Annotated in this window: 24 protein-coding genes and 2 pseudogenes; 19 read left to right on the top strand and 7 right to left on the bottom strand. The window is 47.6% G+C overall.

The window, feature by feature from the left end:
* The first annotated feature begins 4 nt into the window (after positions 1–4).
* The gene (locus AC07KQ_RS00445; RefSeq protein WP_013245340.1) at positions 5–1237 is read left to right on the top strand and encodes an ABC transporter; all 1233 of its coding nucleotides are present in this window, start codon (positions 5–7) and stop codon (positions 1235–1237) included.
* 199 nt (positions 1238–1436) lie between these two features.
* Complete coding sequence (locus tag AC07KQ_RS00440) at positions 1437–2159, top strand: hypothetical protein (protein WP_013245339.1); 723 nt, start codon at positions 1437–1439, stop codon at positions 2157–2159.
* Here the strand turns inward: AC07KQ_RS00440 and AC07KQ_RS00435 are convergent.
* Together AC07KQ_RS00435 and AC07KQ_RS00430 are read right to left on the bottom strand one after the other, a co-directional pair.
* Positions 2143–2517, bottom strand: coding sequence for a hypothetical protein (locus tag AC07KQ_RS00435; RefSeq protein ID WP_013245338.1), 375 nt, complete (start codon positions 2515–2517; stop codon positions 2143–2145). The genes AC07KQ_RS00440 and AC07KQ_RS00435 overlap by 17 nt on opposite strands.
* 121 nt (positions 2518–2638) lie before the next feature.
* The gene (locus AC07KQ_RS00430) at positions 2639–3217 is read right to left on the bottom strand and encodes a TetR/AcrR family transcriptional regulator (RefSeq protein ID WP_003592593.1); all 579 of its coding nucleotides are present in this window, start codon (positions 3215–3217) and stop codon (positions 2639–2641) included.
* A 158-nt stretch (positions 3218–3375) separates the two neighbouring features.
* On the opposite strand from AC07KQ_RS00430, the gene AC07KQ_RS00425 reads away from it, so the two are divergent.
* The gene (locus AC07KQ_RS00425) at positions 3376–5202 is read left to right on the top strand and encodes an MFS transporter (protein ID WP_032800873.1); all 1827 of its coding nucleotides are present in this window, start codon (positions 3376–3378) and stop codon (positions 5200–5202) included.
* Between the two features lie 131 nt (positions 5203–5333).
* Here the strand turns inward: AC07KQ_RS00425 and AC07KQ_RS00420 are convergent, their stop codons facing one another.
* The gene (locus AC07KQ_RS00420; RefSeq protein WP_016386488.1) at positions 5334–6473 is read right to left on the bottom strand and encodes a hypothetical protein; all 1140 of its coding nucleotides are present in this window, start codon (positions 6471–6473) and stop codon (positions 5334–5336) included.
* A gap of 66 nt (positions 6474–6539) precedes the next feature.
* On the opposite strand from AC07KQ_RS00420, the pseudogene AC07KQ_RS00415 reads away from it, so the two are divergent.
* The 6 genes and pseudogenes from AC07KQ_RS00415 to trpA form a co-directional block, all read left to right on the top strand.
* A pseudogene (locus tag AC07KQ_RS00415) lies at positions 6540–6641 on the top strand (DUF4918 domain-containing protein); the annotation flags it as partial.
* Positions 6642–7298: 657 nt separating this feature from the next.
* Positions 7299–8324: an anthranilate phosphoribosyltransferase gene (gene trpD / locus AC07KQ_RS00410; RefSeq protein WP_003577290.1), complete on the top strand. Its 1026-nt coding sequence runs from the start codon at positions 7299–7301 to the stop codon at positions 8322–8324.
* A complete protein-coding gene (trpC, locus tag AC07KQ_RS00405; protein ID WP_013245335.1) occupies positions 8321–9103 on the top strand; it encodes an indole-3-glycerol phosphate synthase TrpC in 783 nt (260 codons plus the stop codon). The genes trpD and trpC overlap by 4 nt, the downstream gene beginning before the upstream one ends.
* Before the next feature lie 27 nt (positions 9104–9130).
* Positions 9131–9796 carry a phosphoribosylanthranilate isomerase gene (locus AC07KQ_RS00400; RefSeq protein ID WP_013245334.1) on the top strand — a complete coding sequence of 222 codons (666 nt, stop codon included), beginning with the start codon at positions 9131–9133 and terminating at the stop codon, positions 9794–9796.
* Entirely contained in the window at positions 9714–10934 is a 1221-nt protein-coding gene (gene trpB / locus AC07KQ_RS00395; RefSeq protein WP_013245333.1) for a tryptophan synthase subunit beta, read from the top strand. Before AC07KQ_RS00400 ends, trpB begins: the two co-directional genes overlap by 83 nt.
* Positions 10927–11721 carry a tryptophan synthase subunit alpha gene (gene trpA, locus AC07KQ_RS00390; protein ID WP_013245332.1) on the top strand — a complete coding sequence of 265 codons (795 nt, stop codon included), beginning with the start codon at positions 10927–10929 and terminating at the stop codon, positions 11719–11721. Before trpB ends, trpA begins: the two co-directional genes overlap by 8 nt.
* A gap of 613 nt (positions 11722–12334) precedes the next feature.
* Here trpA and AC07KQ_RS00385 read toward each other — a convergent pair.
* From AC07KQ_RS00385 to AC07KQ_RS00370, 4 genes are all read right to left on the bottom strand, one after another.
* On the bottom strand, positions 12335–12994 hold the full coding sequence (locus AC07KQ_RS00385; protein ID WP_003562610.1) for a Crp/Fnr family transcriptional regulator: 660 nt from the start codon (positions 12992–12994) through the stop codon (positions 12335–12337).
* Between the two features lie 148 nt (positions 12995–13142).
* Positions 13143–13727 (bottom strand): ferritin family protein, encoded by a 585-nt coding sequence (locus AC07KQ_RS00380; RefSeq protein ID WP_013245330.1) that lies wholly within the window; start codon positions 13725–13727, stop codon positions 13143–13145.
* 147 nt (positions 13728–13874) lie between these two features.
* Positions 13875–14102 (bottom strand): heavy-metal-associated domain-containing protein, encoded by a 228-nt coding sequence (locus tag AC07KQ_RS00375; RefSeq protein WP_003562606.1) that lies wholly within the window; start codon positions 14100–14102, stop codon positions 13875–13877.
* A gap of 19 nt (positions 14103–14121) precedes the next feature.
* Positions 14122–15978: a heavy metal translocating P-type ATPase gene (locus AC07KQ_RS00370; protein WP_013245329.1), complete on the bottom strand. Its 1857-nt coding sequence runs from the start codon at positions 15976–15978 to the stop codon at positions 14122–14124.
* Positions 15979–16014: 36 nt separating this feature from the next.
* On the opposite strand from AC07KQ_RS00370, the pseudogene AC07KQ_RS00365 reads away from it, so the two are divergent.
* The 10 genes and pseudogenes from AC07KQ_RS00365 to AC07KQ_RS00320 all read left to right on the top strand — a co-directional run.
* A pseudogene (locus tag AC07KQ_RS00365) lies at positions 16015–16194 on the top strand (hypothetical protein); the annotation flags it as partial.
* Between the two features lie 128 nt (positions 16195–16322).
* Complete coding sequence (locus AC07KQ_RS00360) at positions 16323–16544, top strand: hypothetical protein (protein WP_003659053.1); 222 nt, start codon at positions 16323–16325, stop codon at positions 16542–16544.
* Between the two features lie 65 nt (positions 16545–16609).
* Entirely contained in the window at positions 16610–17263 is a 654-nt protein-coding gene (locus AC07KQ_RS00355) for a CPBP family intramembrane glutamic endopeptidase (RefSeq protein WP_013245327.1), read from the top strand.
* Between the two features lie 622 nt (positions 17264–17885).
* On the top strand, positions 17886–19139 hold the full coding sequence (locus AC07KQ_RS00350) for a betaine/proline/choline family ABC transporter ATP-binding protein (RefSeq protein ID WP_012490780.1): 1254 nt from the start codon (positions 17886–17888) through the stop codon (positions 19137–19139).
* A gap of 2 nt (positions 19140–19141) precedes the next feature.
* A complete protein-coding gene (locus AC07KQ_RS00345) occupies positions 19142–19771 on the top strand; it encodes an ABC transporter permease (RefSeq protein WP_003568628.1) in 630 nt (209 codons plus the stop codon).
* Positions 19772–19782: 11 nt separating this feature from the next.
* The gene (locus AC07KQ_RS00340) at positions 19783–20712 is read left to right on the top strand and encodes an osmoprotectant ABC transporter substrate-binding protein (RefSeq protein WP_003562594.1); all 930 of its coding nucleotides are present in this window, start codon (positions 19783–19785) and stop codon (positions 20710–20712) included.
* A complete protein-coding gene (locus tag AC07KQ_RS00335; RefSeq protein ID WP_003562592.1) occupies positions 20712–21374 on the top strand; it encodes an ABC transporter permease in 663 nt (220 codons plus the stop codon). The genes AC07KQ_RS00340 and AC07KQ_RS00335 overlap by 1 nt, the downstream gene beginning before the upstream one ends.
* A 213-nt stretch (positions 21375–21587) precedes the next feature.
* On the top strand, positions 21588–21848 hold the full coding sequence (locus AC07KQ_RS00330; protein ID WP_003572931.1) for a hypothetical protein: 261 nt from the start codon (positions 21588–21590) through the stop codon (positions 21846–21848).
* Positions 21849–22098: 250 nt separating this feature from the next.
* A complete protein-coding gene (locus AC07KQ_RS00325) occupies positions 22099–22701 on the top strand; it encodes a TetR/AcrR family transcriptional regulator (RefSeq protein ID WP_003562586.1) in 603 nt (200 codons plus the stop codon).
* Positions 22698–26015: an MMPL family transporter gene (locus AC07KQ_RS00320; RefSeq protein ID WP_274991109.1), complete on the top strand. Its 3318-nt coding sequence runs from the start codon at positions 22698–22700 to the stop codon at positions 26013–26015. The genes AC07KQ_RS00325 and AC07KQ_RS00320 overlap by 4 nt, the downstream gene beginning before the upstream one ends.
* The last annotated feature ends 72 nt before the right edge of the window (positions 26016–26087 follow it).

Here is a 26087-nt window from a genome sequence, read left to right as displayed (position 1 = left end):
TCTGATGCTTTTTCACTATCTAAAGTTTGAATTTACCAAGCGCAATAGTCGTTGGTGGATTTGGCTGTTTATTGCCGTTTTGACGGGTGTTGGCATTCTCGGTAACTTTCAACAACAGGCTGCCCAAAATGAATTTGTTCAAAAGTATCGCCAAGCGTTAATTCAGCAAGGGGCGGATCAGGCGGACGGACCGGCAACATTGAAAACCGAGTTCAAAAAACTTAATGGACCACAAGCCGCCTATAACCAATGGTTCGCGGCAGAATTACCAATTATCAGTGGTAAGGAGCCTGCTACCAAAGAAAACGAAGGTGCCAATTACCGAATTGCAGTCTTGAATGGGGCTGCTAAACTGGATTACTTGGAAGCTGTTAATCGCACAGTGCAGCAAAACGAAATCCTCGCACAGCACAAAATAACTGCATACTATCCGCAAGGGCTGTTATTTACGGATCAAGAATTACAAGCGATGCCAGATGAGACCGAGAAGCTTGTGCGTGAGTGGTTCCCTACTTTTTATGTCCGCGGCTTTGACTATTTACAATATCTTTTCCAGCTAAACGTGCCATTTTACCTTCTGCTCATCGGCATTATTGTTTCGGGTGGTTTTTTTGCCAAAGAGTTAGCCCATAAACGCGCCCATTCAAATTGGTTACAGCTACAAGGTGAAGGTCTGGTCAAACAGATGATGGTGCAGTTTTTAACGATCAGTTTGACCTTAGCCGAGATTGTTTTTCTACCGCTGGCGTTAACAACATTAGTTACCGGTTTGCTACGCGGTTTTGGCAGCTGGGAATTTCCCGTCCTGAATAACACCTATCAGGATGCCTTCAACAGCTTTTCTGAAACTTTTACAACTAGGGGACAACTATTGATTCGCTCTGCAGGCCTCTTGTTGCTTCTGATTGCACTGGTTGCAGCGTTGAATATTGGTATAGCACTCATCTCCAAAAACGCTTGGTTAACGACAAGTCTTGTGTTGCTCGTGGTGGCTAGCGCACTGCTGATCCCGCCAATTAGCTGGTTGCCACTGAGTTTCTTTCATGTGTGGGGCATTGCGAATGGCACGATTGCCCAGTCCGTGGACTTGCCGGGACTACAATTGGGACAAGGAGCACTCGTCATCGTAATTTGGTTCATGATCCTGTTGCTTGTTGAGGTAATCAGTTCATTGAATTTTGTGAGTTGGCATCCATTCAGAGATTCAACTAAAAGCGGTCGTGTTGAACGGGTCTGATCGCTATTTTTCTGGAACGTACTAGACTGTTACTTTCATGACGTCTAGTACGTTTTTTGGCGGCGGCACATATTTGAGCCATTCAAGAAAACGTAATTTCCTTATGATATAGTTATTAATAATTAATCCTATTGCCCTATAACCTTTGCACACTGTCTGTTTAGCGTCAAAACGCACGAAAATCGAGGAGGCCTCAGTCGTGAAAAAACGCATGTTAGTTCTGCTAATTAGCTTTCTAACCGTCTTCTTTTTAGTGCCGCAACAATCGGCTTTATCCAAGACTAATACGGATGAAACGAAACCGTCTATCGTGAAAAAAGTAAAGGTGACGACTGGCAATAACGGCCTTAAACTTAGCTTTCATGCCCAGCCAAATACCAGCTATACATTGAAAGATTTGAATAACAATCAATTGGCTGCTGGGATGGTTAAAAAGGGCACGGTGAGCTTAAACCGACTGCGACCCACCTCAACAAAATTGATTTTGAAAACTTCACGTCACCGCCATACTAGCAAAAAGATCATTCCTCTACCTGAATCATACGAAATTCCGCGCCGATCAGTTTATCGAAAACCAGTTGCTATTGGTAGCAAGGTAACTTATTACGGCGCTAACAGCCAACTGCTATTTACGATTCAAACCAAGTATCTACCTAACACACCTCAAAATAAGCCCGGCATTTCGCTCACTTTCCATAACTATCATTACGCCATTCCGCTGACGTTTTCCCCAACAAATTTCACTGCCTATTCAGACAATCAACAAGTCGCGCTACAGCCGCAGTCACCGCTTCCGATGATCAAGTCGAATGAAGAGAAAACTATCAACTTTTTGATTGATGTTCCTCGAGAAAAGGCCATTCAAAATGGTTTCACGTTTGACAACTCTGACTTAACGTTACCAATTAATTTTTATCTTTAATAACCCTTTTCACCCAAATGAAAAGCCCGGCCGTTACCACCTGCAACAGTAACCCAAACACTTGGGTCAATACAGACCAGCCATAAACAGTAAATGGTTTAAAGTAGGTTGAGAATGGCAGGTTGCCAGCATATAACGTCAGTAGATTTAGAAGCAATGATAAAAACTGGGAGAAAAACAGTATGCGCCACATCTTCTTTGTCTCCTCCCTCATAATTAAGCATATTGATAGAGATATGCTTAATTGTACCAAAAAGTATATCAATACAGGGCCGTCAGAAATATACCAGTAATTTAACAACAAGGCGATACCGGCATACGGAAGTGCATTTAGAATGAGGCAAATGAGAGCTTTCATGAGTTTGTTGGACTCCTTCAACTTTGTGTGTTTTTCATACTAGCTTAATTTGTATGCCCATCATACTGTCCACAAAGACTTATACGCAATTAGTTCAGCTATTAAACTATTGGTTAAGTACTTAATTCGTCCCACCAATGCTCCGCGCCAATTGTCCAAAACCAGCCAGCGCCCCTTTTTGCACCTGTTCTGGCGATTCTGGCTCATCCTGTGCCAGCCAGACGCGCAGAATATTCGTGAAGCCACCGAGGGCAAAGGCCATGATGTAGTTCACTTCCTGATCGGTACCGGCGACATGCCAAGGCGCAGGAAACGCGCGGTAGTGAGCAACCGCGTCTTGCAGCCAAACCCCGTTCAAACGATCAAACAGACCTTGTCGAATCAATAAGCGAACAAGGTCTTTTTGCTGCCACCAGAAGTTGAAGAAATTTGCCATGGTTGTTTCAAAACTAATCGGTTCCTGATCGCGGGTGGCTTTTTGCAAACTTTCAAAATAGCCATCCGTCAATTGGGCACAGAGATAATCGATTAAGTCATCTTTTGTTTTAAATGCCCGATAAAAAGTCTTTCGTGAAAGATCTGCTGTCTGCACGATTTCCGTGATTGAGATATCAGCCACATCTTCGCGTTGCATCAACTCAATCAAGGCATCAACCAACCACTGTCTAGACTGCGCCGCCATTCGTTGTTTACCGTTCATCGCTCGCATCCCCTTATCTGACACAAATACTGCCAATTTGTAGCACTTGTCTGCAACCTATTGCCGCTTCTCTTAAGCCCCAGTATACTCAAAGTGCTCTCGAAAGTCACACATGTGTCACATAGACACAAACGTATCAGATGAAAGGACTGGATGCTATGACGCGTTTTACCAAAGCACTTTGCTTCATTGGCCTGACGATCGCGATGTTCATGGGAACCCTCGACACCACGATCGTCAATATTGCGATTCCAAAAATCATGACGGATCTCAATGGCTCGCTTGCTAATACGAGTTGGGTCATGACGATTTACACCTTAGCCATGTCGGTCTTCATGATTACCGCTTCGAAAATTGCTGACCGGTTTGGCCGCAAGAAAATCATGCTACTTGGTCTCCTTCTCTTTGGCGGCTTCTCCGCTGCTTGTATGACGGCGACTTCTCTGTCCATGCTCATCACCTTCCGTTTCTTCCAAGGTCTCGGTGGCGCGATCATCACCCCAATTGTCTTGCCTATGGGAATTGAGGTCTTCGGTAAAGAGAAAATCAACCGCGTTGCTTCCGTTGTCGGAGCAGTCACGGCACTAGCAGCGGCTGGCGGCCCGCCAATTGGTGGTATCATTCTGCAAGTCGCTTCTTGGCGCTGGATTTTCGGCATCAATGTTCCTTTAGCCATCCTTGCCTTCGTGCTCATTGCCGTTTGCGCAAAAGAATCCTATGATGAATCCCTCGCTGGCGGTATCGATTTTCCGGGGCTTGTCTTTCTAACGGCCGCGCTTGGCGGTGTCACATTTGGCCTGTTGGAAGGTCGCCAATACGGCTGGACATCCGTGCTGATTCTGACCAGTTTAATCGGCGGTTCCCTCGCCCTCATTGCGTTCATCGCCACCGAAAAGCGCGTGAAGAACCCGCTGTTGGAGCTAGATCTTTTCCGTGAAAAAACGTTGAGTGCCTCCAGCATTGTTTACTTCATGACCGGCTTTGCGTTAGTAGCACCGAGTCTGATTCTGAACTATTTCCTCCAAAATGTATTAGGCGATAGTCCTTTGCATGCCGCACTCATCATCATTCCAGTTTCCCTAACGATCATGATTGCCATGCCACTTGGCACCAAACTACTCGACAAAATCGGCGCTATTCCGGTTACCTTAGCTGGCATGCTGCTCATGGCTGCCAGCCTTTTCCTGCTGTCGCTCATCAAAACAGAGACAGCAACCGCCTTAATCGTGGTGCTGCTCGTCATTAACGGTTTCGGTTTTGGCTTCGCCTCAGTCTCAATGGTCGCCTCGGTCCGTTATCTACCCAAAAATAAAAGTGGCGTTGGTTCCGGTATTGTCAACGCAGCCCGGCAAATTGGTACCTGTTTAGGTATTGCGATTCTGGTCACCGTATTGGATACCAATATCGACACAGCAAAAACGCAGATTCATCATGCTGGCGACCAAATCATAGCGGCAAAAACCTTGTCGCCACATGTCAAAACAGTTGCTCACCAGCAGCTCGCTGCGGTCTTTGCCGGATCATCAACCCCGACAAAGCACCAACAGAAAAAGATGAGGCAAACCATCTCAGAAGCAGCCAAAGTTAAAACTAATCTACCAAAGCCCGCTGCTGGTAGTGATCTTCGCAAATTGTATGATGCCAGTGCAGGCTTACAACAAGGCAGTAACAAGTTGGCAAACGGCTCGGAAGCACTGGCAAAGGCGGCTCAACAAACCCGTTCACCGCTTTCCGCCAGTCTCGCACAACTAGGCTCGGGAGCTGCCACCATGGCGCAGGGACAAGCTGCCTTTTTGACCGGCATCAAACAAGTCGCCCAGAAACAAACCCTGCAAACCGCTTTTCACGACATTACCCAACGCAAAAACACCCGCTTAGCTCAGGCTTTTAGTCACACGTACCTGATTGGCGCTTTGATTGTCCTATGTCTATCACCAGTGGCTTTTTGGACGGATCGGCGGCTTGGCATGAATAATTCCCTTTGACTATTTCTCATCGCCTAGGAGAAATCAAAAAACATCAGCAATGCAGTTGCCCCAACCACTGCCTGCTGATGTTTTTTGAGTATGGACCAATTTTTATTTTTGACTGGGGCGAGTAAAGTTGTGAGTCATGCTCAATTGTGATTTAAGTCTGGTCCAACACTAATTTTGCCATCCTGAATCGACACTGATTCTGCTCCCGTTGCGCCGCCTTCATAATTTACCGTTGCATAGTTGATGCTACGAGTCAGTGCCACAGAATAAGTGTCAGTCCCGTGCGGTAATAAATAAGCTGCGACTTCGTCTGTATGGCGCTGGTCTAATAACCGAAAAACCTCAAAAACTTGATCAGGAATCTGGCTTTGATCTGCCTTTTTCGTAAAAATGGTCACACCGTTAGTATTCACACGTGCCATCTTTGTTTTTGATAGGAATAGATACATATTGTCATACAAGTCACCTGCTACCAACGATTGCTGGGTCAACTTAGCATCTTGCTTGACCAGTTGAGTCTGTCGCAGGGAGTACGCCGTGTTTCGATATAACTTTTCTCCTTGCAAGTGACTTAGATTTTCAACTTTGCCGCGAACATACGACTTGTTCTGAATGGTCACCAATTGATCATCTCGCACGGTAGCTTGATCGCCTGCAGTACTTTGCCAAGTGCCGGCCACTTCATTGAAAGTCAGTTGCTTAGTTGTCCCGTACTTGATTTTCCGCGAGTAAACATTGCCGCGATTGACGGTACTAGCATTACCCCCTGTCGTGTAAGCCATGATCACTTCATACAAATGATCGCCTTCAATGAGATAGCCATCATTACTAGGAAAAGTGTGACCATCCGCTTGTTGTGTATAGACCAAATCCGTTAATGCTTTAATCTGTTTGGTTGCCCCCATCGCTTTAAGCGTCGCATTCACTTGCTTCACTGTGACGAAGCGGAGTGTCTTAGGCTGTGCTTCATTTTTCTGAATAGCCTTTTTGATCGTGGCATAATCGCTCTGTTTGAAAGTAGCGACACTGTAAAATTTACCGGCATTCGTGATAGCAGGTGACAACTTGTTGTCCGGTTTTACTTGCTCGTTTTTCAAACTCCCCTGACTCGTTACCGTGGCAGAAACCGCCTCAGTTTCGCGCCACACTTGATCCTTTTGGTTTAAAACGGTCACTGTATGCTGCTTAACCCTGCTCACAACGTTACTCGGTTGACAAGCAGCCAGTAAGCTCAAACATCCGAGCGCCAACACTGCCACGCTCAACTTTTTGTTCATCATCATTTCTCCTTCTCCACGTCTAGGTGCTGTTGCTATTGTTACTGAGTCTAAGCTTCTATTATTCTTGAAACAATCGTGCCTCCTCGTTTTATCACACAGTATCATCCTAAAGATCAAACCAAGTATCTAGAGAAATATCTCACCGCTTTAAATCACGTGTCATGTTAGTTGTCTGCTGTTCATGCTCTTTCATTTTTTTACGAATACGCACATTAAAATTGTTGACATTTTCTGGAGAAGCCTCTAATATTCAAATCAACCATTAATAATTCATTCATGAAACCGATGATGTGGAGATCAAGATCATTGTGCGCGCAAAGAGAGTTGCCGGTGCTGAGAGTGCAATCGAACGCAGATGATTAAATGGACCACGGAGGGTTCTCCCGAAAAACTTCAAGTACGGAGAAACGTAAAGGCATACGTCAGTTGTCGGAGAGATGTTGGTCTCTCGCTAAGCGTGATTAAATGGGGATTTTTAGACAAATCAGATGCTATTATTTGTTGAAGTCTCGAATTAATCGAACTAAGGTGGCACCGCGGAAAATCCGTCCTTAACTTTTCAAAGTTATGGGCGGATTTTTTTGTGAGCGTGAGCCGGCGCGCTTAGGAACCGGAGTGTAAGCGGCTTGAAGCGTGATGGTCAGTCTTTGATCATTGCGATTCAGGTCCTTACACGCAGGTTTCTGCGCCAGCGAACGCGTTATCGAAGGAGGTCTTGGGTATGAATCAGACAAACGAGATTAAACGATGGCGATTTTTATATAGCTTTCAATCACTTAAAACTCACAATAATCCCTGTCAAAACACAATTTGGAGGCATTCATCATGATTAAACAAGCCATTGAAAAAGTCGTGAACCACGAAAACCTAACGTTTGAAGAAAGCGAAGCCGTTTTGGATGAAATCATGAACGGTGAAGCATCTGAGGTGCAAACTGCCAGCTTACTGACCGCGTTAACCGCCAAGAATCCAACGATTGATGAAATCGCCGGTGCAGCTGCTTCCATGAGAAGCCACGCGCTTGCTTTTCCCGAAACCAAGGATGTGCTTGAAATTGTTGGTACTGGTGGTGATCATGCCAACACGTTCAACATTTCCACAACCAGCGCGATTGTCGTCGCGGCAACTGGTACCCAAGTGGCTAAACATGGTAATCGCGCCGCTTCATCGAAAAGCGGGGCCGCCGATGTTCTTGAGGCTTTAGGGTTGGACATCAATGAAACACCCGCTGTCAGTTATGAAAGCCTGCAAGAAAACAATTTGGCCTTTCTATTCGCACAGGAATATCACAAATCCATGAAGTACGTTGCCCCTGTTAGAAAGCAACTTGGCTTCCGCACCATTTTCAACATCCTCGGGCCACTGGCAAATCCGGCACACCCAACTCACCAACTACTTGGGGTTTACGATGAAACCTTGCTTGAGCCATTAGCCAATGTCTTGAAAAAGCTCGGCGTCACCAACGCGATGGTCGTTCACGGCCGCGATGGTCTTGATGAGATGACCACCGCCGATGAAACCGCGGTGGTTGAATTGCAGGATGATCACTTAACGAAATACACAGTGACACCTGAGCAATTTGGCTTGAAACGTCGTCAGCGGGCTGATCTGGTTGGCGGTACACCCGAGGCCAACGCCGACATTACCCGGCGTATTTTAGCCGGCGATCACGGACCGCAACGCGACATCGTGTTGTTGAATGCCGGTGCAGCGCTTCACGTGGCTCATCCAGCATTATCCATTCAAGCAGGGATTGATTTAGCCGCTAAAACGATCGACGATGGCAAAGCCTTTGAAGAACTCAATCGCCTACTGGCTTTCTCCGACAAGCGTAAGGACGTGGTGGCATGATCTTAGATGATCTGGTGGCTGTGACCAAAATTCGTTTAGCGCATCACCAACGCCAACAGTCACTTGCTGATTTAAAACAAACCGTGGCCAAAATGCCGCGCAATCACAAGCCGGATTTTCTAACACGCTTAAAACAACCTGGCCTACACGTGATCGCTGAGGTCAAAAAGGCCTCGCCATCAAAGGGGACAATTGTCACAGATTTTCCCTACTTGGCGATCGCCAAAGCGTACGATCAAGCCGGTGCCGATGCTATCTCGGTCTTGACCGAACCCGATTATTTCAACGGCCACCTTCATTATCTAAAGGAGATCAGCCAACAAGTGTCGGTGCCAACGCTTCGAAAAGATTTTACGATTGATCCTTATATGATCTACGAGGCTAAGGCAAACGGGGCTGTCATTATTTTACTGATTGTTGCGATCCTAACCGATCAGCAATTGCGCGATTATCGCCAACTGGCTGAAAAACTCGGTATGCACGCAATTGTCGAGGCCTATACAGCCGCTGAGGTCACACGGGCACTACAGTCAGGTGCAAAGATAATCGGCATTAACAACCGGAATCTCAAAGACTTTCGAGTTGATTTCAACAATAGTTTGAAATTAAGAGCCATGGTGCCCGACAACATCCCCGTCGTTGCGGAAAGCGGCATTAAGACGCAGGAAGACGTTGAAAAACTGGCAGCAGCTGGCTTCAATGCCATTCTCATCGGTGAAACACTCATGCGATCTAACCAAAAGAGACAATTAATTGCAGCATTTAAAGAAAGAGCGTGAACTGGCGCGGTTAAGGAGGTTCCCAAAATGGTACTCGTTAAAATCTGTGGTCTCATGCATTCGGAAGATATTCTGGCAGTCAATACTGCTGGGGCTGACTTTGCCGGCTTTGTCTTCGCTCCCGGGCGGCATCAAATATCGCTTGAGCAAGCGTTGGCCTTAAACCAGTTGCTTCATTCCAAGATCAAGACCGTTGGTGTTTTCGTCAACGAGCCAGTCGCCGAAATTCTGGCTATCTATCAAGCAGGTGCCATTGATGTTGCACAGCTTCATGGGAAAAGCACCCCAGCCGAAATCACGCAACTTCAACAAGCCGGTTTAAAAGTGATCCAGGTCTTTGAACGCCAGGCCATTGATCTAACCTCAATGGCTGATTATTTAATGGTCGATAGCGGCAAAGGCAGCGGGCAACTACTTAACTTAAAAGCTATCCCCCACATCAGCCGACCCCTCATTTTGGCTGGCGGTCTAACGCCACTGAATGTGCGCCAAGCGGTTCAACTCGTTCAGCCCACGATGGTCGACGTCTCCAGCGGGGTTGAAACCAACGGCCATAAAGATGCTGATAAAATCACCCAATTCATTCAACAAGCAAAAGAGGAAGCCATCTATGAAGACACTAAACGAAACAACCCAACAGCCAACACGCGCCGGTCGTTATGGAAAAGACTTTGGCGGCCAGTATATTCCTGAAACCCTCATGACCGAGCTTGAAAAAGTCACTAAGGCTTTTAATGACTTAAAAGATAATCCTGAATTCAAAGCAGAATTAAATGATCTATTGGTTAATTACGCCAATCGCCCCTCGTTGCTTTATTATGCCAAGAACATGACCGAAGACCTTGGTGGCGCCAAAATCTACTTAAAACGAGAAGATCTAAATCATACCGGTGCACATAAGATCAATAATGTCATCGGTCAGGCCTTGCTTGCCAAACATTTAGGCAAAAAGCGCCTGATTGCTGAAACCGGTGCCGGTCAACATGGTGTCGCTACCGCCACCATTGCCGCACTCATGGGGATGGACTGTGAAATTTTCATGGGTAAAGAAGACACTGACCGTCAAAAGTTAAACGTTTATCGCATGGAACTTCTCGGCGCAAAGGTTCATCCAGTCACAAGCGGATCAATGGTTTTAAAAGACGCGGTTAACGCCACACTGCAAGAATGGGCGAGTCGCAGTGATGACACTTTCTACGTGTTAGGTTCTGCAGTCGGCCCGGCGCCGTTCCCCGAAATGGTGAAACATTTTCAAAGTGTCATTTCAACGGAATCGAAACAGCAACTTCAGGCCAAAGAAGCTCGGCTGCCAGACATGGTCGTTGCCTGTGTAGGTGGTGGCAGTAACGCCATTGGAAGTTTTGCCGCTTATATTGATGATCCTTCTGTTCAATTAGTCGGCGTTGAAGCAGCCGGTAAAGGCGTTGATACCGACAGAACCGCCGCAACCATCGAACGCGGCTCCGTTGGCATTTTCCACGGCATGAAGTCCTTATTCATGCAAAATGAAGACGGCCAGATTGATCCGGTATATTCCATTTCTGCCGGCCTTGATTACCCCGGCGTTGGCCCCGAGCATGCCGCTCTCGCTCAGGAAGGCCGGGCGCAATACGTTGGCATTACCGACGACGAAGCAGTTGAAGCCTTTACCTACATTGCGAAACAAGAAGGCATTGTTGCCGCCATTGAAAGCTGTCACGCCATCGCCTACGTTGAAAAGATTGCCCCACAGATGGCAAAAGATCAAATCATTATCTGTACCTTGTCCGGACGTGGCGATAAGGACGTCGCAAGCATTGCCAAATACAAAGGAGTCGATGTTGATGAGTAAGTTAGCAGATGTTTTTAAAAAGCATAAAGTCTTTATCCCCTTCATCGTCGCCGATGATCCTGATTTTGAAACCACCGTCAAAAACGTGGTCGCACTTGCCAAAGGTGGCGCCGATATCGTGGAATTAGGCATTCCTTTTTCCGATCCAGTCGCTGATGGTCCAGTGATTCAAGCCGCCGACCTAAGAGCGTTCGCGGCCAACGTTCGCACCAAAACGGTCTTTGACATTGTTGAAGCCGCCCGCAAAGAAACCACGGTGCCAATCGTCTTCCTGACTTACTTGAACATTGTCTTCAAATACGGCTACGAAGCCTTCTTAAAACGCTGTGCGGATTTAAATGTCGCCGGCTTGGTGATCCCAGATCTGCCGTATGAAAGTCGCGATGAAATTGTGCCAATTGCCGAAAAATACGGTATCGATATTATTCCGTTAATCACGCCAACTTCCGGTCATCGAATTGAAAAAATTGCCAAAAGGGCCTCAGGATTTATCTATGTCGTTTCATCAATGGGCATTACTGGCGAACGCGATGAATTCTTTGCTGGCTTAAAGGCATTAGTCACAGAAATTAAGCAGTATACCAATGTTCCAACCGCTATCGGCTTTGGCATTCACACGCCTGAACAAGCGCAAACAATGGCAGGCATCGCCGATGGTGTCATCATCGGCAGCGCCATCGTTGATCTTGTCGCGAAGGAAAAACAACAGGCACCGGCTGCGATTGAAAAGTTTACTAAGCAGATCCGGGTAGCCGTTGATGCTAAAAAGCAAGTTTCGGTGAAATAATCGTGTGACCAAGATCAGCATTGTTCACATATAACTTCATTAAAGTAAGTATGTTGACGCCTTGTTAGCATCTTGTGTATAATTAAGTCGTTGAAAAGAGGCCACCGGGCGGTACCCCGATGACCTCAACGCGGTTCAGATGACAATTGGGTAAAAGCTAATCCTTGCGGTTAGCTTTTTTGATTATCGCATACGCTTTGGCGATACTGGTAACCAGTATGCTTAGCGCGATGATAATCGACGCCACATCCAGCGCGGCGAACCCCTTTCGTCTCCTAGTTTTGGCATGGCTCTCACCTCCGCGTCTCAAAAATGTTGAGGGGTGTGTGCCATCCAATCCGCTAGACGAAGAAAACAGGGTAATTAGTCCTTTCTCTAAGCCTAAGGTCAGTCTATAGATTTAAATGTATGTGGTCAATAAGTATTCTTTGATTGAAGGTTGCGGTTGCTGGCTTTCTTAAAAAACGAAAAATTGTTTTGGTTAAATTTTGTTCAGTGCCGATTTATTTATATGTCGCTTCTTGCAAAACAAAGAAAAAGCCACGAATCGTGCAATTAGTTTAGATTGCATGATTCGTGGCTTTTTGTATTTAAAAAACATCACTCGGCAACCTCACCAAGCAAAATCTTCCATATCCTCGGCATTCAGAATTCTTACCTGCTTACCTGAACGTTCAATGAGTTTTTCCTCGGCGAGTCGTTTCAAAGTGCGCGAGACCGTTTCCGGCGTTGTTCCGAGATAATCGGCCAATTGTGTCCATGCCATCGGAACTGTGACGGTGTCCTGGCCCGCCGCGGTACGCAAGTCCAGTAGGTAGTGGGTGAGCCGAACGTTGATCGAATCGTTACCCAAATAGCCGGCCTGTTTTTCCAGCGCCTGCATTTTACGGGCGTTTTCAGTCAGGAGTTGGAGACTGATTTGCGGCTGCTTGAGAAGCAATTGTTGAAAGTCAGTGGCACTGATGGTGCAGACAGTTGCCGCCGTCAGGGTTTCGGTATAGACATTCGGATTAGCGATATTGAGTAAGCCGGCTTCACCTTCATAATCACCAACACCATCAACCCGTAGCAGCTGTTCCTTGCCATTGGTGGCCAACTGGTAAGTTTTGAGTTTGCCGTGCGCAACCACCAACAAATGGGCCGCCGTATCAGGGCTGATCAAAACGGTTCCTTTTTCAACCTGGCGTTCGTGCGTCAACGCGTCAATGGCGGCACGCGCCTCATCATTTAAATTTTTGAATAACGGCACTACCGCCGTACAACTATGCGCCATGTTGCCACCTCCTAAACGCGTTCGCAGGCGCAGAAACCTGCACATAAGGACCTTGAACCTAAATGGCCAAAGCCCAGCCATTTAGGTTCAAGGCCGCTTATGCTCTGGTTTCTAAACGCGCCTGCTCACGCTCTGTCAACAAGCTTGATCAATCGTCATCTTCATCCTCGTCAAGCAATGCCCGCCCCGCCGTCACTTGGCGGCCAAGTCGAGTTTGCAAGCGCAGAATGCTTTGTTCATGCCAGCGCTGCAATTGTAACATATCTGCTGCCAATACAGCCTTGTTCTCCTTGTTGGCCAGCGGAATCGCCCGACTGACAAACAACTGGCAGGTATCGAGATCATTGACAACGGCGTCCAATTTCATATCATTCGTCCAAAAACGAAACGCTGGGTCTTCCTTGAGCATCGTGTATTCACCAAACTCCGCTGTCGTTGTCGGAAAATCTTCGCCTTGGGCAGCTAAATCAGCCACAAGGTCGTCAAAATGGTCTTGTGCTTGTTGCATTAGCTGATCTAACAGTTGCCGATCGATTTCACTGGCCACACCTCGTAAGGTCCCCCGAAACTGCGTCAGCTTGCGGATCAGCACCTGCAAGTTCGCCAACACGTGGCCACTCATCGCGCCAGCAGTTGGCACATGATGGTCATGGTCAGCCTGTTTAGCAGCAGCTGCTTGCTGTTCTTTAACTTGATCAGCGGTAATACTTTTCATTCCTGTCGTTACACTCATGTTCTTCTCCTCTTAACCGCGCTTGTTTATTTTTAAAAGCGTTCTATAGCATCGAAACCTCCTCCATAAGGACCTTGGGGGTAATTGGCTCAGCCACCACACCCAAGGCTGCTTATGCTCCGGTTTCTAACCGCGCCAGTTCTCGCTCTATGCTTCTTGACTGCGCACGTTCACAACGGTATAACCCAAGTCCGTGATCGTCTTTTTCAAAGCATCGGCGTTGGTCACGCTTGGATCAATCTGAGCCTTGACCTTGCTACTGTTAAACAAGGCTTTCACTGTTTTGACACCGGCTTGCTGGCCTAATGCGCCTTCAATTTTCTGCAAGCAACTTGGGCAGGTTAAACCATCTAATTGATAAACTAATTTTGTCATGTTAAAAATCCTTTCTTGTTTATTTACCTTCATTATTAACAGTTTGTGCTGCGGCGTCCTTGATCGTCGTCAAGTTTTGTAACTTTCGGGGGGTGTGCCGTAACCGTAAGGCATTCGCGATGACCAACAGAATCGAAATTTCGTGGAACAGCATCCCGCTGGCCATATCAACTAACCCAATGAGCAAGCCGCTTAACAATAAGGCAACAGTTCCGATCGCAATGATAAGATTCTGTTTAATATTGTTGTCCATGCGTTTAGCCAGATCGAAAAGAACGCCGAGATTCGTCAGGCGACTGCTGGTTAAAATGACATCAGCAGTATCAATGGCCACATCCATCCCTGAGCCCATGGCCACGCCGACATCTGCTTGCGCCAGTGCAGGCCCGTCGTTGATCCCGTCACCGACAAACATCACCTTTTCACCATGCGCTTGCGCTGCCTTGATCGCCGTGACCTTGTCGACTGGTAGTAAACCGCCGTGGGTCTGGCTCAGTGGCAAATCCGCCATCATGTGTTCAACCGCAGCCTGCGAGTCGCCTGAAAGCACAACCGTCTTTTTACCGTTAGCTTGAAGGGTCGCCAACATGCCTGGGGTATCGGTGCGCAACTGATCACGTAAGCCGTAAACTGCAGCAAGTTTGCCGTCAATTGTCGCCACGACCAACGAAGCACCGCTTTTAATCACGTTTTGAATAGCAACTTGCTGAGCGGTGGTCAGTGGCTGCGTCAGACTCTTTTGGTTCCCAATACTAACGGTATGGCCAGCCACTTGCGCCTGCACGCCAATGCCCCGCGTGACTTTCACGTCGGTCACAGCCGGTGTTGTTTGCGGCTTTAGGTAGGCGACCAATGCCTGCCCCAACGGATGCGCCGTTGCTTGCTCAACCGCCGCCACCAGCTCGGCAACTTTGGCGTCATCGTTCGCCCAATATTGGGCCGTTGCAACGCTGATTTTGCCTTGGGTTAAGGTGCCGGTTTTATCAAACATAACCGTGTCAATCTGATCCAACTTGGTGGCCACATCCCCGCCTTTGATCAAAATACCGTGCTTAGCGCCAAAGCCTAAGCCGACAACATTGCTGACGGGGGCGCCAATCACCAATGCACCAGGGCAGCCTAATACCAAAATCGTAATGGCTAGTCGGACATTTTGGCTGATCAAACCAACGAGCAAAGCAATGATCAATACCAGCGGCGTATACCACCGCGCAAACTTTTGGATAAAAGTGGCGACTGGTGACTGTGCATCCTGAGCATCTTCAATCAAATCAATGATCTGTTGATAAACCGTGTTGTAGCCGGTTTTCTCAACTTCAATAGCCACCGTGCCATCACTCACCTGCGTGCCGGAATAAACCGTTGCGCCGGCCTGCTTGCTTTTTGCATCCGGCTCACCAGTGATCGCGGCTTCAACAACATTCGCCTGCCCACTGATCACTTTGCCATCAGCTGGTACCGTTTCGCCGGCCAGTACACGGACTTGATCACCAACTGCCAAGTCACCAACCGGAATCATGGTGCCATCCAGTCGCCGCGCGGTTTTCGGTGCCGCAGCCGCCAAGCCTTGAATCGCCGAACGCGTCTTCGCCAAACTGCGCTGCTCTAACCAGTCACCGAATAAAAATAGAAAACTGACCACAGCACTTTCAACCGGCTCACCAATCAACACCGCGCCAACCAGGGCAATCGTCACCAGCAACTCAATACTAATCTGCTTATACCGCAGCGCCGCCAATGCATTGATCGCAATCGGCAAGCCCGCCACCAAACTCGCCAACACCAGCACCCATGCCTGACTAAAAATCAGACCGCCTGCTGTCAGCACACCGCCAGCAATCATCGCTTCTTGTTTATGCGTCTGAATAAAATGCATCGCTAATCCCTCCATTTGAGACCAGTGTACCGAGGGATGAAAAAAGCTGCCTTGACGGTGATCAACTTTAGGGATTTGCCACACGATTATTCTGCAACCAGCATGTTTATGACGAAAAAAGCTGAAAACACGACGTTTATTTTTAAACTGACGAAGCATCATCAGTTTCAGTTACAATTAATTTGCTTAGTCTTGAAGGTATCTTGGTTGTTGGGGCTTAATTGCTGTCTTATCGAATTTCCTGCAAGATTTCATTCGTATACATAACAGATATTTGAGTAGTGGTCTTCTAGTATGACCAATCCTCAGCCATGATGATGCGTTAATTGGGAGATGATACTAAAATGAATCGCGATAAAAAAGTTTGGGGTGCATTGCTGATAGTGCTCTTTAACCGTAGCATCTTCAGATATATCGAAGCTCTCTGGACGAACAATATGATATTCGGGAATGTGCTCAAGGGGTTAAGCGCTATCGTAACCTGCGCGGCAATCTATGTATTAATAAGATGTTTGCATGAAAAGTATGCGTCTAATCCAAAGCTTCATGCCCGTAAGCATCAGTAGCGACAAGATTATCAACAGCGCATTATGCTACCTGTTTCTTAAGCTTCTACAAATTGGAGAAATGTTTGAATAAACTAAAACAGCTGGTTATCGGGATCATTCTATTTATACCATTCTTATTCCTTGCCTCTGGAGTCTCCCTAGTTGACTGCTTTTTTGAAGGTGTCTTATTAAACTGGCTATTTATTGTTATTGCGGCCAGTATCTCAATACCATCACTTCTATTCATTGATCGTCATATAAAGCCTTCTTCAACGCAACAACTTAATCAGCCACTCAAAGCACGTTATTTTTATATGGCGGTCATTTGGACCATTTTCATTGTTGTTTTAACAATAACACTCAATAATCTGCCATTTCTCCCGGCTCCCACTGACAATGTGTTGCAGTCGTCAACTGCAAAAGTATTAACTGGCCCATCGCGCTGGCCAATGATTATCTCTCTGTGTTTCTTAACCCCGATATGCGAGGAACTCGGATTTAGGGGCGTTATCCAAGATTATTTGGCAAATATTTTTGGCTATTGGCCATCAGTTCTCATAACCTCGCTCATTTTTGTTTTTCTCCACGGATTGGAGATTGTTGCTTCATTGTGCTTACTTCTTTGTGCAATTGGTTTTAGTCTTATCAATCGGGCTTCTGGAACAATAAAAACAAGCATTGTATCACACATGACTTATAACATTATCGTGACAATACTAGTCATGCTGCGATTGTGAATCTCGGGAAAGAAAAAAGACACTTCCGTCGCAGACACACTTGAAGTCAGTCTCTTGGGAACGCCGGTTGCTTACGGGAACGCGGTTGGGCCATAATTCACAGCCACCAAATAAAAGGACAAACAATTTCTGCAGCAATGTCTATAAGTGCGGAAATTGTTTGTCCTTTCATTTGGGTAGTCTATTGGAATTTTAAAGATACCAGTGCCAAGGCGGAGCAATCGTAGGCCAGATGGGGCTCAGCCGTGCAAACAACACAGCGACGGGCTGTGGAGCTGATTTTGTTAGGCGACTTCGAGACCGCGGGCTTTGCGGGCTCGAAGCGCCGTCACAGCGTTCCAGCCCCAGCTGGCCGGAGATTGCGGAGTTTGGCACGGCAAGAGAATTTTAGCCCAGCACCTTCCTACGATTATTCCACATCTAATGAATCACAAATCCTACGAGGGAATGATGCCCCACACTTTTCGAGAAGCAGACTTTTTAGTTCCACCGAACTCTCTGATCACTTTGAATGAAATAGCTAACAAAGGCGTTTCTACAAACAACCGTTCCCAAATGTATTAAAATCTGATTAACCCCATGTGGTAATATAGAAGTATTCAAATAAAGGAGGACGCGTCAGATGCCAGAAGAACAACCAATGGTCCTATTTAAGGACGTTGAGAAAGTTTATCGAGGCGGAAATGTCGCGGTCGAACATATCAACCTTGAGATCCATAAGGGGGATTTTGTCTGTCTCATCGGGACGTCTGGTTCCGGGAAGACAACGACCATGCGGATGATCAACCGAATGCTGGAGCCCAGCGGCGGCCAGATCCTGTTTAACGGCAAAGACATTCATAAAATCGATGCCGTTAAACTACGTCGGCAAATCGGTTATGTCATCCAGAATATCGGCCTCATGCCACACATGACGATCTATGAAAATATCACCATCGTGCCAAAGCTGTTAAAGTGGCCCGAAGAAAAACGCCGGGAAAAAGCCAAGGAACTGCTCGATTTAGTTGAACTTCCAGAAGACTATCTTGATCGCTATCCTTCCGAACTTTCTGGCGGCCAACAACAGCGTATCGGAGTTATCCGTGCGCTAGCAGCCAATCAGGATCTGATTCTGATGGACGAACCATATGGCGCCTTGGACCCCATCACTCGTGAAGCTTTGCAGGAACTGATTAAGAACTTGCAAGAAAAACTCGGTAAAACCGTGGTCTTTGTCACCCATGACATGGACGAAGCTTTGAAACTCGCAACTAAAATCGTGGTCATGGATCATGGGCATATTATTCAAAACTCGACACCGACAGAACTCTTAACCCATCCGGCCAACAAATTCGTCGAAAATCTTGTCGGGCAAGACCGACTTGTTCAAGCGCGGGCCGATGTCACCACCGTTGAACAAATCATGCTTAAAAACCCAGCCGCCATCACACCAGGCAAATCTTTGGCTGAAGCGATTCTGCTGATGCGCAAACGCCGCGTTGATACGCTGCTGGTCACAGATGACGAGAATCATCTTAAAGGTTTCATTGATCTTGAATCCCTTGAGACGCGTTATCAAAGTGCCACTAGTGTTGGCGATATCATTAAAACCAGTATTTTCTACGTGAATAAAGACTCACTTTTGCGTGATACCGCTGATCGCATTCTCAAACGCGGGCTTAAATATGTCCCTGTTGTCGATCATGATAAGAAACTTGTCGGCATTGTCACCCGAGCAGCCTTGGTCGATGTTGTTTACGACACTATCTGGGGCGACAACGATGACAAATCTGACGATAACGACAGTGACCAAGCTGATAGCGATACCGAAAATACCGCTTCAGCAACTGCTGCTTCGGAAGCGCCTGCTAACAGTGACACGCCTAAGGAGGTGTGACCATGTTCGCATTTCTAAACGCACATGGCAGCGAGCTAATCACCAAGACTTGGGAGCAGCTCTACATTTCCGCCATCGCACTGGGTCTTGGCGTGCTGGTAGCCGTGCCGCTGGGCATTGTGCTGACACGTTTTCCTAAAACGGCGAAAGTTGTCATCGGTCTAGCCAGCATGTTACAAACGGTGCCATCGCTGGCGTTGTTGGCCTTAATGATTCCAATTTTTGGGATCGGCAAGTTGCCGGCCATTGTGGCGCTGTTCATCTACTCGCTGCTACCGATTCTGCGTAATACTTATATTGGCATGGAAGATGTCGATCCGGTTTTGATTGATGCTGCTAAAGGCATGGGCATGACGGCCTTGCAATCAATTCGACAAGTCGAAGTGCCGCTGGCGATGCCAGTCATCATGGCCGGTGTGCGCCTATCCGCCATTTATGTCATCGCTTGGGCAACCCTCGCATCGTACATCGGTGCTGGCGGCCTTGGGGATCTCATTTTCAACGGCTTGAACCTCTTCCAGCCGGACTTAATCATTGGCGGGACGATTCCAGTTACCATCTTGGCACTCTTGGTTGATTGGCTGCTGGGCCGGCTAGAACATCGGCTGACCCCAGTAAGCGAACAGGCCTAGGAGGTGGCGAGATGAAGACATTCAGAAAAATGCTCCTATCGCTGTTCCTCATCCCCGTCTTGCTATTAGGCGGCTGCGGCTTTCCCGGACTGGGCGGCTCTGGTAATGACGGTACTGTGCGGATCGCTTCGCAAACCAGTACTGAATCGCAGATCATGGCAAATATTATTGCCGAACTCATTAATCATGAACTCGGCTACAAAACGACTTTGGTCAACAACCTGGGTTCTGGTACCGTGGTGCATCAAGCGATGATTCGTAACGATGCTGACATCAGTGCTACCCGTTACACTGGGACCGACATTACCGGTACCTTAGGCATGAATCCCGTCAAGGATCCTGCCGAAGCTACGGCGATTGTTAAGCGCGAATTCAAAAAGCGTTACGACCAGACTTGGTACCCGTCTTATGGTTTTTCCGACACTTATGCTTTCATGGTGACCCAACAGGAAGCCAAAAAGGACGGTTTGAGCACCATTTCCGATTTAAAGAAAGTCGCTTCGCGTTACAACGCGGGCGTAGATTCCAGTTGGATGAACCGCAAAGGCGATGGTTATAGCGACTTCACCAAAATGTATGGGTTCGATTTCAAACGAGTCTACCCGATGCAGATCGGACTGGTTTACGATGCGGTCGAAGCCAACAAGATGCAGACGGTCTTAGGTTACTCAACAGACGGCCGCATTCGCAGTTACAACTTGAAAGTGCTGAAGGATGACAAAAAGTTCTTCCCACCTTATCAATGTTCGCTCGTCGTCAACAACAGCTTTTTGAAAAAATACCCGAAACTCAAGCCGCTGTTACATCGGTTAGATGGCAAAATCAACCTGAAGACGATGCAAGAGCTGAATTATCAAGTCGATGATCAACTGCTTGAACCGAACGTGGTCGCGCAAAAGTTTCTTGCCAAACACAACTATTTCAAAGGAAGTGACGACTAATGGCCAACATGGATACCTGGCAGCAATTCTGGTACTATCTTGCCAATAATGGCTCGTATGTGCTGAGTCAGTTTGCTCGCCATTTTCTGATCTCAATTTATGGGGTGTTAATCGCCGCCATCATCGGGATTCCGATCGGGCTGGCAATTGCGCGGCACCGGACATTAAGTAGCACGGTGATTGGCATCGCTAACGTCATTCAGACAATTCCTAGTCTGGCGATGTTGTCGATCATCATGCTTGGCCTCGGGCTGGGTGTGAATACCGTCATCGTGACTGTTTTCCTCTACTCGCTGCTGCCGATCATCAAGAATACTTACACAGGCATGCAAAATGTCGACAAGAACTTGATGGATGCGGCTAAAGGCATGGGCATGACCCGTTGGCAATCGCTGTACATGGTTGAAATTCCTTTGAGCATGTCTGTCATTATGGCCGGCATTCGCAACGCGCTGGTCGTGGCCATTGGGATCACCGCCATTGGTGCCTTCGTCGGTGCCGGTGGTCTGGGCGACATCATTGTTCGCGGCACCAACGCAACCAACGGCGGCGCCATCATCCTTGCCGGTGCATTGCCAACCGCGTTAATGGCGATCATCTCTGATTTGGTACTGGGCTTCTTGGAGCGCCGCTTGGAACCAAAAGGCAAAGCAGAGTCTTAAAATCGTCTTGAACCTTATTTAACCCTAAAGACGGCCATTGCTGGTCGTCTTTTTTTACGGCCCTTAAAGGTTCCTTTAGCAAAAAGCCATGTTTTCATCGTCCTTTTTCAACAAAACCGCCACTGAGTCGGTACGAATCCGTCTCATCCCTTCGGTAAGCTTTTGCTATTGGCTGTTATGAAAGCAGTCAAATGATCGAAGGGAGTCTTACTTATGAGTATCACTTTTTTGGCCATCGCCGCCAGCCTCTTAACAGCCGGGAATCCGCAACCGGCCAAACCGTCGACGTCTGCCGTTCCCATCTCGACCAGTCAGGTCCAACCGCTGGCAGCTCCAACCCCTGATTCTTGGCAGGCGGCCATCACGCCACACCATGCCACACCAGTGCACGAGGAGCCTGCCAGCTTACCGGAACAAAATCTGGATCAGAAAGTCAAAACTTCACGGGTAAAACCGAGCCGTTATTCAAAGTGAGTCTCGTTAAGAACATCGTGACAGTCTGTTGTAAAAATTAACCTAGTTACCTTTCCTTCCACCATCAAGATTTTGATGGTGGTTTTTTTTGAAAATGATAGCCACCTGCCATCTTTGTATTGCTTCTTTTATAGACATTGTGCCAGTTACAACATCGTAGACGCTCCCTGTTAATTTTCAATATGCTCTTGACAAGAATATTCACAACTTCTAATATATGCGAATGAACGTTCATTCCGGAGGAGAAAAAATGAAACCCATCGCCACCCCAGATCCAATCATCGCCCAAGCAGTCAAGCTGTTTGCCGAACGCGGCTACGCGGAAACCAATTTACCGTCAATCGCCAAAGCTGCCAATGTAGCGGTTGGCACAATTTATCGTCACTTTAAGGGTAAAGAGGATATCCTTAACACCGCGTTTACTGACATCATGCATTATTTTCACGACTCACTGGCTGACGCTGCCAACTGCAACGTCAGTGATCCCGAATCAACTTTCAGCCACCTCTTTGATGCCGCTGCACTGACCATGCAACATTACCCAACTGAACTGCATTTTATTGAACAAAATGTGTTTAATGAAGCGCTACGCCCAGAGAGTCGTGCTGCTCGCGACCGTGTTACCACATTGATTAGCAATATGCTGATGGAAGGTCAGGAACACGGTGTCATTGTGAAAGCAGATGTTCGCACCCAGTTAGCTATTTTATACGGCAGCATCGTCAGCATGATTGACATCGTTTGGGTCCAACAACAACTTCAAGGCCATGTGCCCGATCAAGATCAGTTAGCCCTTGAGCTAAAAAATCAGATCTGGAACGGCTTAACCTGTGAAAGGAGTATCTTTCAATGAAAAATCTTCGTCATCGTCACATACCGGCCCTTATTTTCTGGCTAATCGTCATCATCATGACCTTAATCACCATGCCAGATGTTTCCGGCATCGTCCGAGACAAAGGCGCCTTATCGCTGCCGAAAAACGAAGAGAGTCAAATTGCCGCAAACATTGAAAAGAAAGCCAACAATAATCAGAAGGTTCGCTCTTATGCACTGGTTTTCAACAATGGTGACAAAAAACTGACTGCCTCGCAAAAACAAGCCATTGATCAAACTCTCAAGAACCTTAAGAGTACCGGTGCTGTCAAAATTATCAACGTCACACAAGCATCTGACAACGCCGAAACTAAGAAACAGCTAGACGCCAAAGACGGTACGACTCAGATGGCGTTGGTCGATGTGAAAGCCCAAGGGCAAGTCGGGCCGCAAACGCGCAATTTAGAAAAACAAATCGAAACTAGCAACGTCAAAACCTATGTGACTGGCAGTGATGTCTTGAACGACGACTTTGCGACCGTCACTGAAAAAGGGATTCAGAAAACAGAAATCATTGCGGCAATTTTCATTTTCATTGTGCTCATCATTGTCTTCCGTTCCCCGATCGTCCCGCTCGTGTCGCTGCTCACCGTTGCCATTTCCTTCATGACTTCCTTGAACATCATCATGAATTTGGCGGACAAGTTTAACTTTCCAATCTCAAACTTTACTCAAGTCTTCCTAGTGGTTGTCCTTTTCGGAATTGGGACCGATTATAATATTTTGCTATACGACGACTTCAAGGCCGCCCTTTCACAGGGCATTCCACGAACGAAAGCTGCCGGGGTTGCCAGACGTTTTGGTGGGCGAACGATCCTGTACTCTGGTCTCTCAGTTCTAATCGGCTTCTCCGTGCTCGGCCTTGCCAATTTCAAGTTCTATCGTTCCGCAGTTGGCGTGGCCATTGGTGTCTTGATCCTCTTGACCGTGCTGCTCACGCTCAACATGTTCTTCATGGCCACTTTAGGCGAAAAGCTCTTTTGGCCAAGTAAGAATCTCAACGGTCATAGCACCAGCCGACTGTGGCACGGCCTGTCCAAAATGGGCATCGCTCGACCGCTCATCACCCTCGGGATCATTGGCATCATCGCAGTGCCATTTTTGCTGAATGCCAACCAAACCTTGAATTTCAACAACGCGGATGAACTGCCGGAAACGTTACAATCCAAGGTCGGTTATAAGCTGATTCAGGATCATTATTCAAAAGGTATGGCCTCACCAACAACCATCTATATTCAAAGTAAGCAACCGTTGAATACACAAACGGTTCTTGGTACGATTGATGACCTCACAACCTACCTGCAAAAGGAGAACGGCGTTAAGACAGTTGCCTCTGTGACACAACCAGGCGGCAGTCAGATTAAGTCGCTCTATCTCGACAATCAACTCCAAACGATTAATGCGGGCCTGATAGACAGCGTGAAAGGGTTGAAGCAGGTGCAAGCAGGCCTTAGCTCAGCCAATACGCAAATTACAAATGCTGATGTCGCCGGCAGCACGCAACAAGTGCAGACCCTTGCTAATGGCACCAACACCCTTTCATCCGGCGCCTCCAGTCTTAACAGCGGAATCGGCCAGTATACTTCCGGCGTTGCATCGTTAAACACCGGGATTGGCCAATTAAGCAGCCAGCTGCCGGCCCTGAGTTCAGGGGTGAACACCTTAAGCACGAGTTCGACCCAACTAGCTAAGGGCATGGATCAGCTTAGCGGGAATAGTACGGTACTCGCCAGCGGGATGAATCAACTTAGCGACAAATCTGGTGAGTTGACTAGCGGGATGAACAAGCTCGCCAGCCAAGTTCAGAACTTGACCGGCAGTGCTCAGCAAATCGTTACCTTAATTAACCAACTTCCCAATCGCAGTCAACTGACACAGTCAATTCTAGAAGAAATCGCCAAGTTTTCAGGTGGTGTGCAACAGCTGACGAACGGTACCAGTTCGCTTGGCGATGGCATCAAAACGCTGAACAATGGTACGACAGCCTTAAACAGCGGCATCAGTACGCTCACCAGTGGCACCCACCAACTGAGTAGTGGGATTGGTTCCTTAAACAGCCAAGTACCGAGTCTTGTTTCCGGTGTCAACCAACTCAACACGGGGTCCTCACAGCTCGCCGGGCAAAATGGCACCCTCAATAGTGGCGCGGCACAAGTTGCCAGTGGTGCCGATCAGATCAATACCGGTGTCCAAACCCTGAACACAAAAGTGAAGGCAATCTCCGAACAAGTCACCACCATGCAAAGCGGCTTAACCTCGGCAGACAAAGCACTCGGCACGATTGCAGACGGCAGCACCAGCATGAAACAATACCTGACCGAGTTGCAAAAGTCGTATCTGGGGAAGAAGTTCTATATCCCTAACGCCACTTTAAAGAGTAAAACCTTCAAGCCTGCGTTAACGACCTACATGTCTGATGGCAACAAGATTACCAAATTGACCGTTGTTCTAAAGGGCGATCCCAGCACAGATGCTGCCGCCAAACAGATCGAAGCGATTAAAACTGACATGACGGCCAAATTAAAGCACACGCCGCTAGCCGATGCAACAGTCGCGGTTGGTGGCCAAACTTCACAAACCGCCGACCTGCAAAAACTGGCTAATGGCGACTTTGAACGAACCGCCGCGATCATGATTATCGGTATCGGCATCGCCCTCATTTTCGTCACCCGGTCCTTGATTCAACCTATCAGCATTATCTCAACGTTGCTGTTGGCCTACGTCACCTCGTTAGGCATCACCAAACTGTTCTCAACTTACGTGCTTGGTCGCGACATGCTGACGTGGAATACACCGTTCTTCACCTTCATCATGCTCGTTGCCCTCGGCGTTGACTACAGTATCTTCCTCATGGTGCGCTACCGTGATAACGCCCTCGAAGGCGGCACCATGACGCATCGGATTGCCAAAGCCGCTAGCGTCATCGGTGCGGTTGTCATCTCCGCTGCCATCATCCTAAGTGGTACCTTTGCCGCGATGATCCCATCCGGCATTACAACCCTGATTCAGGTCGCGCTGGCCGTCATCATCGGCCTGATCCTCCTCGTCTTCCTGCTCCCACTGGTCATGTCCAGTGTCATCAGCCTGACTGACAAGCAGATGAACAAAAATAATCATCCGCAAGGCTCCGGCCCACATGACGACAATGATCATGCGTCACCAAAAAGCCCTAAAACACCAACGCCAAATGGCCCAAACTCAAGCCATTCAGCAACACCGGCGGAACCGCGCACGTCACAGAAACCGCGTGTTCATTTAGCGGCTGTCCCACCTGAACGACGAAAACAAGATTAGCTCTAAGAAGGATCACGGGGCGGTGCCCCGTCAAGTGGACAGCTCAAATATTAAAAAGTTGTTCTCGTGTTA

The organism is Lacticaseibacillus sp. YLM2-1, assembly GCF_056583465.1.
This window is presented reverse-complemented; position numbering and strand designations above follow the sequence as displayed.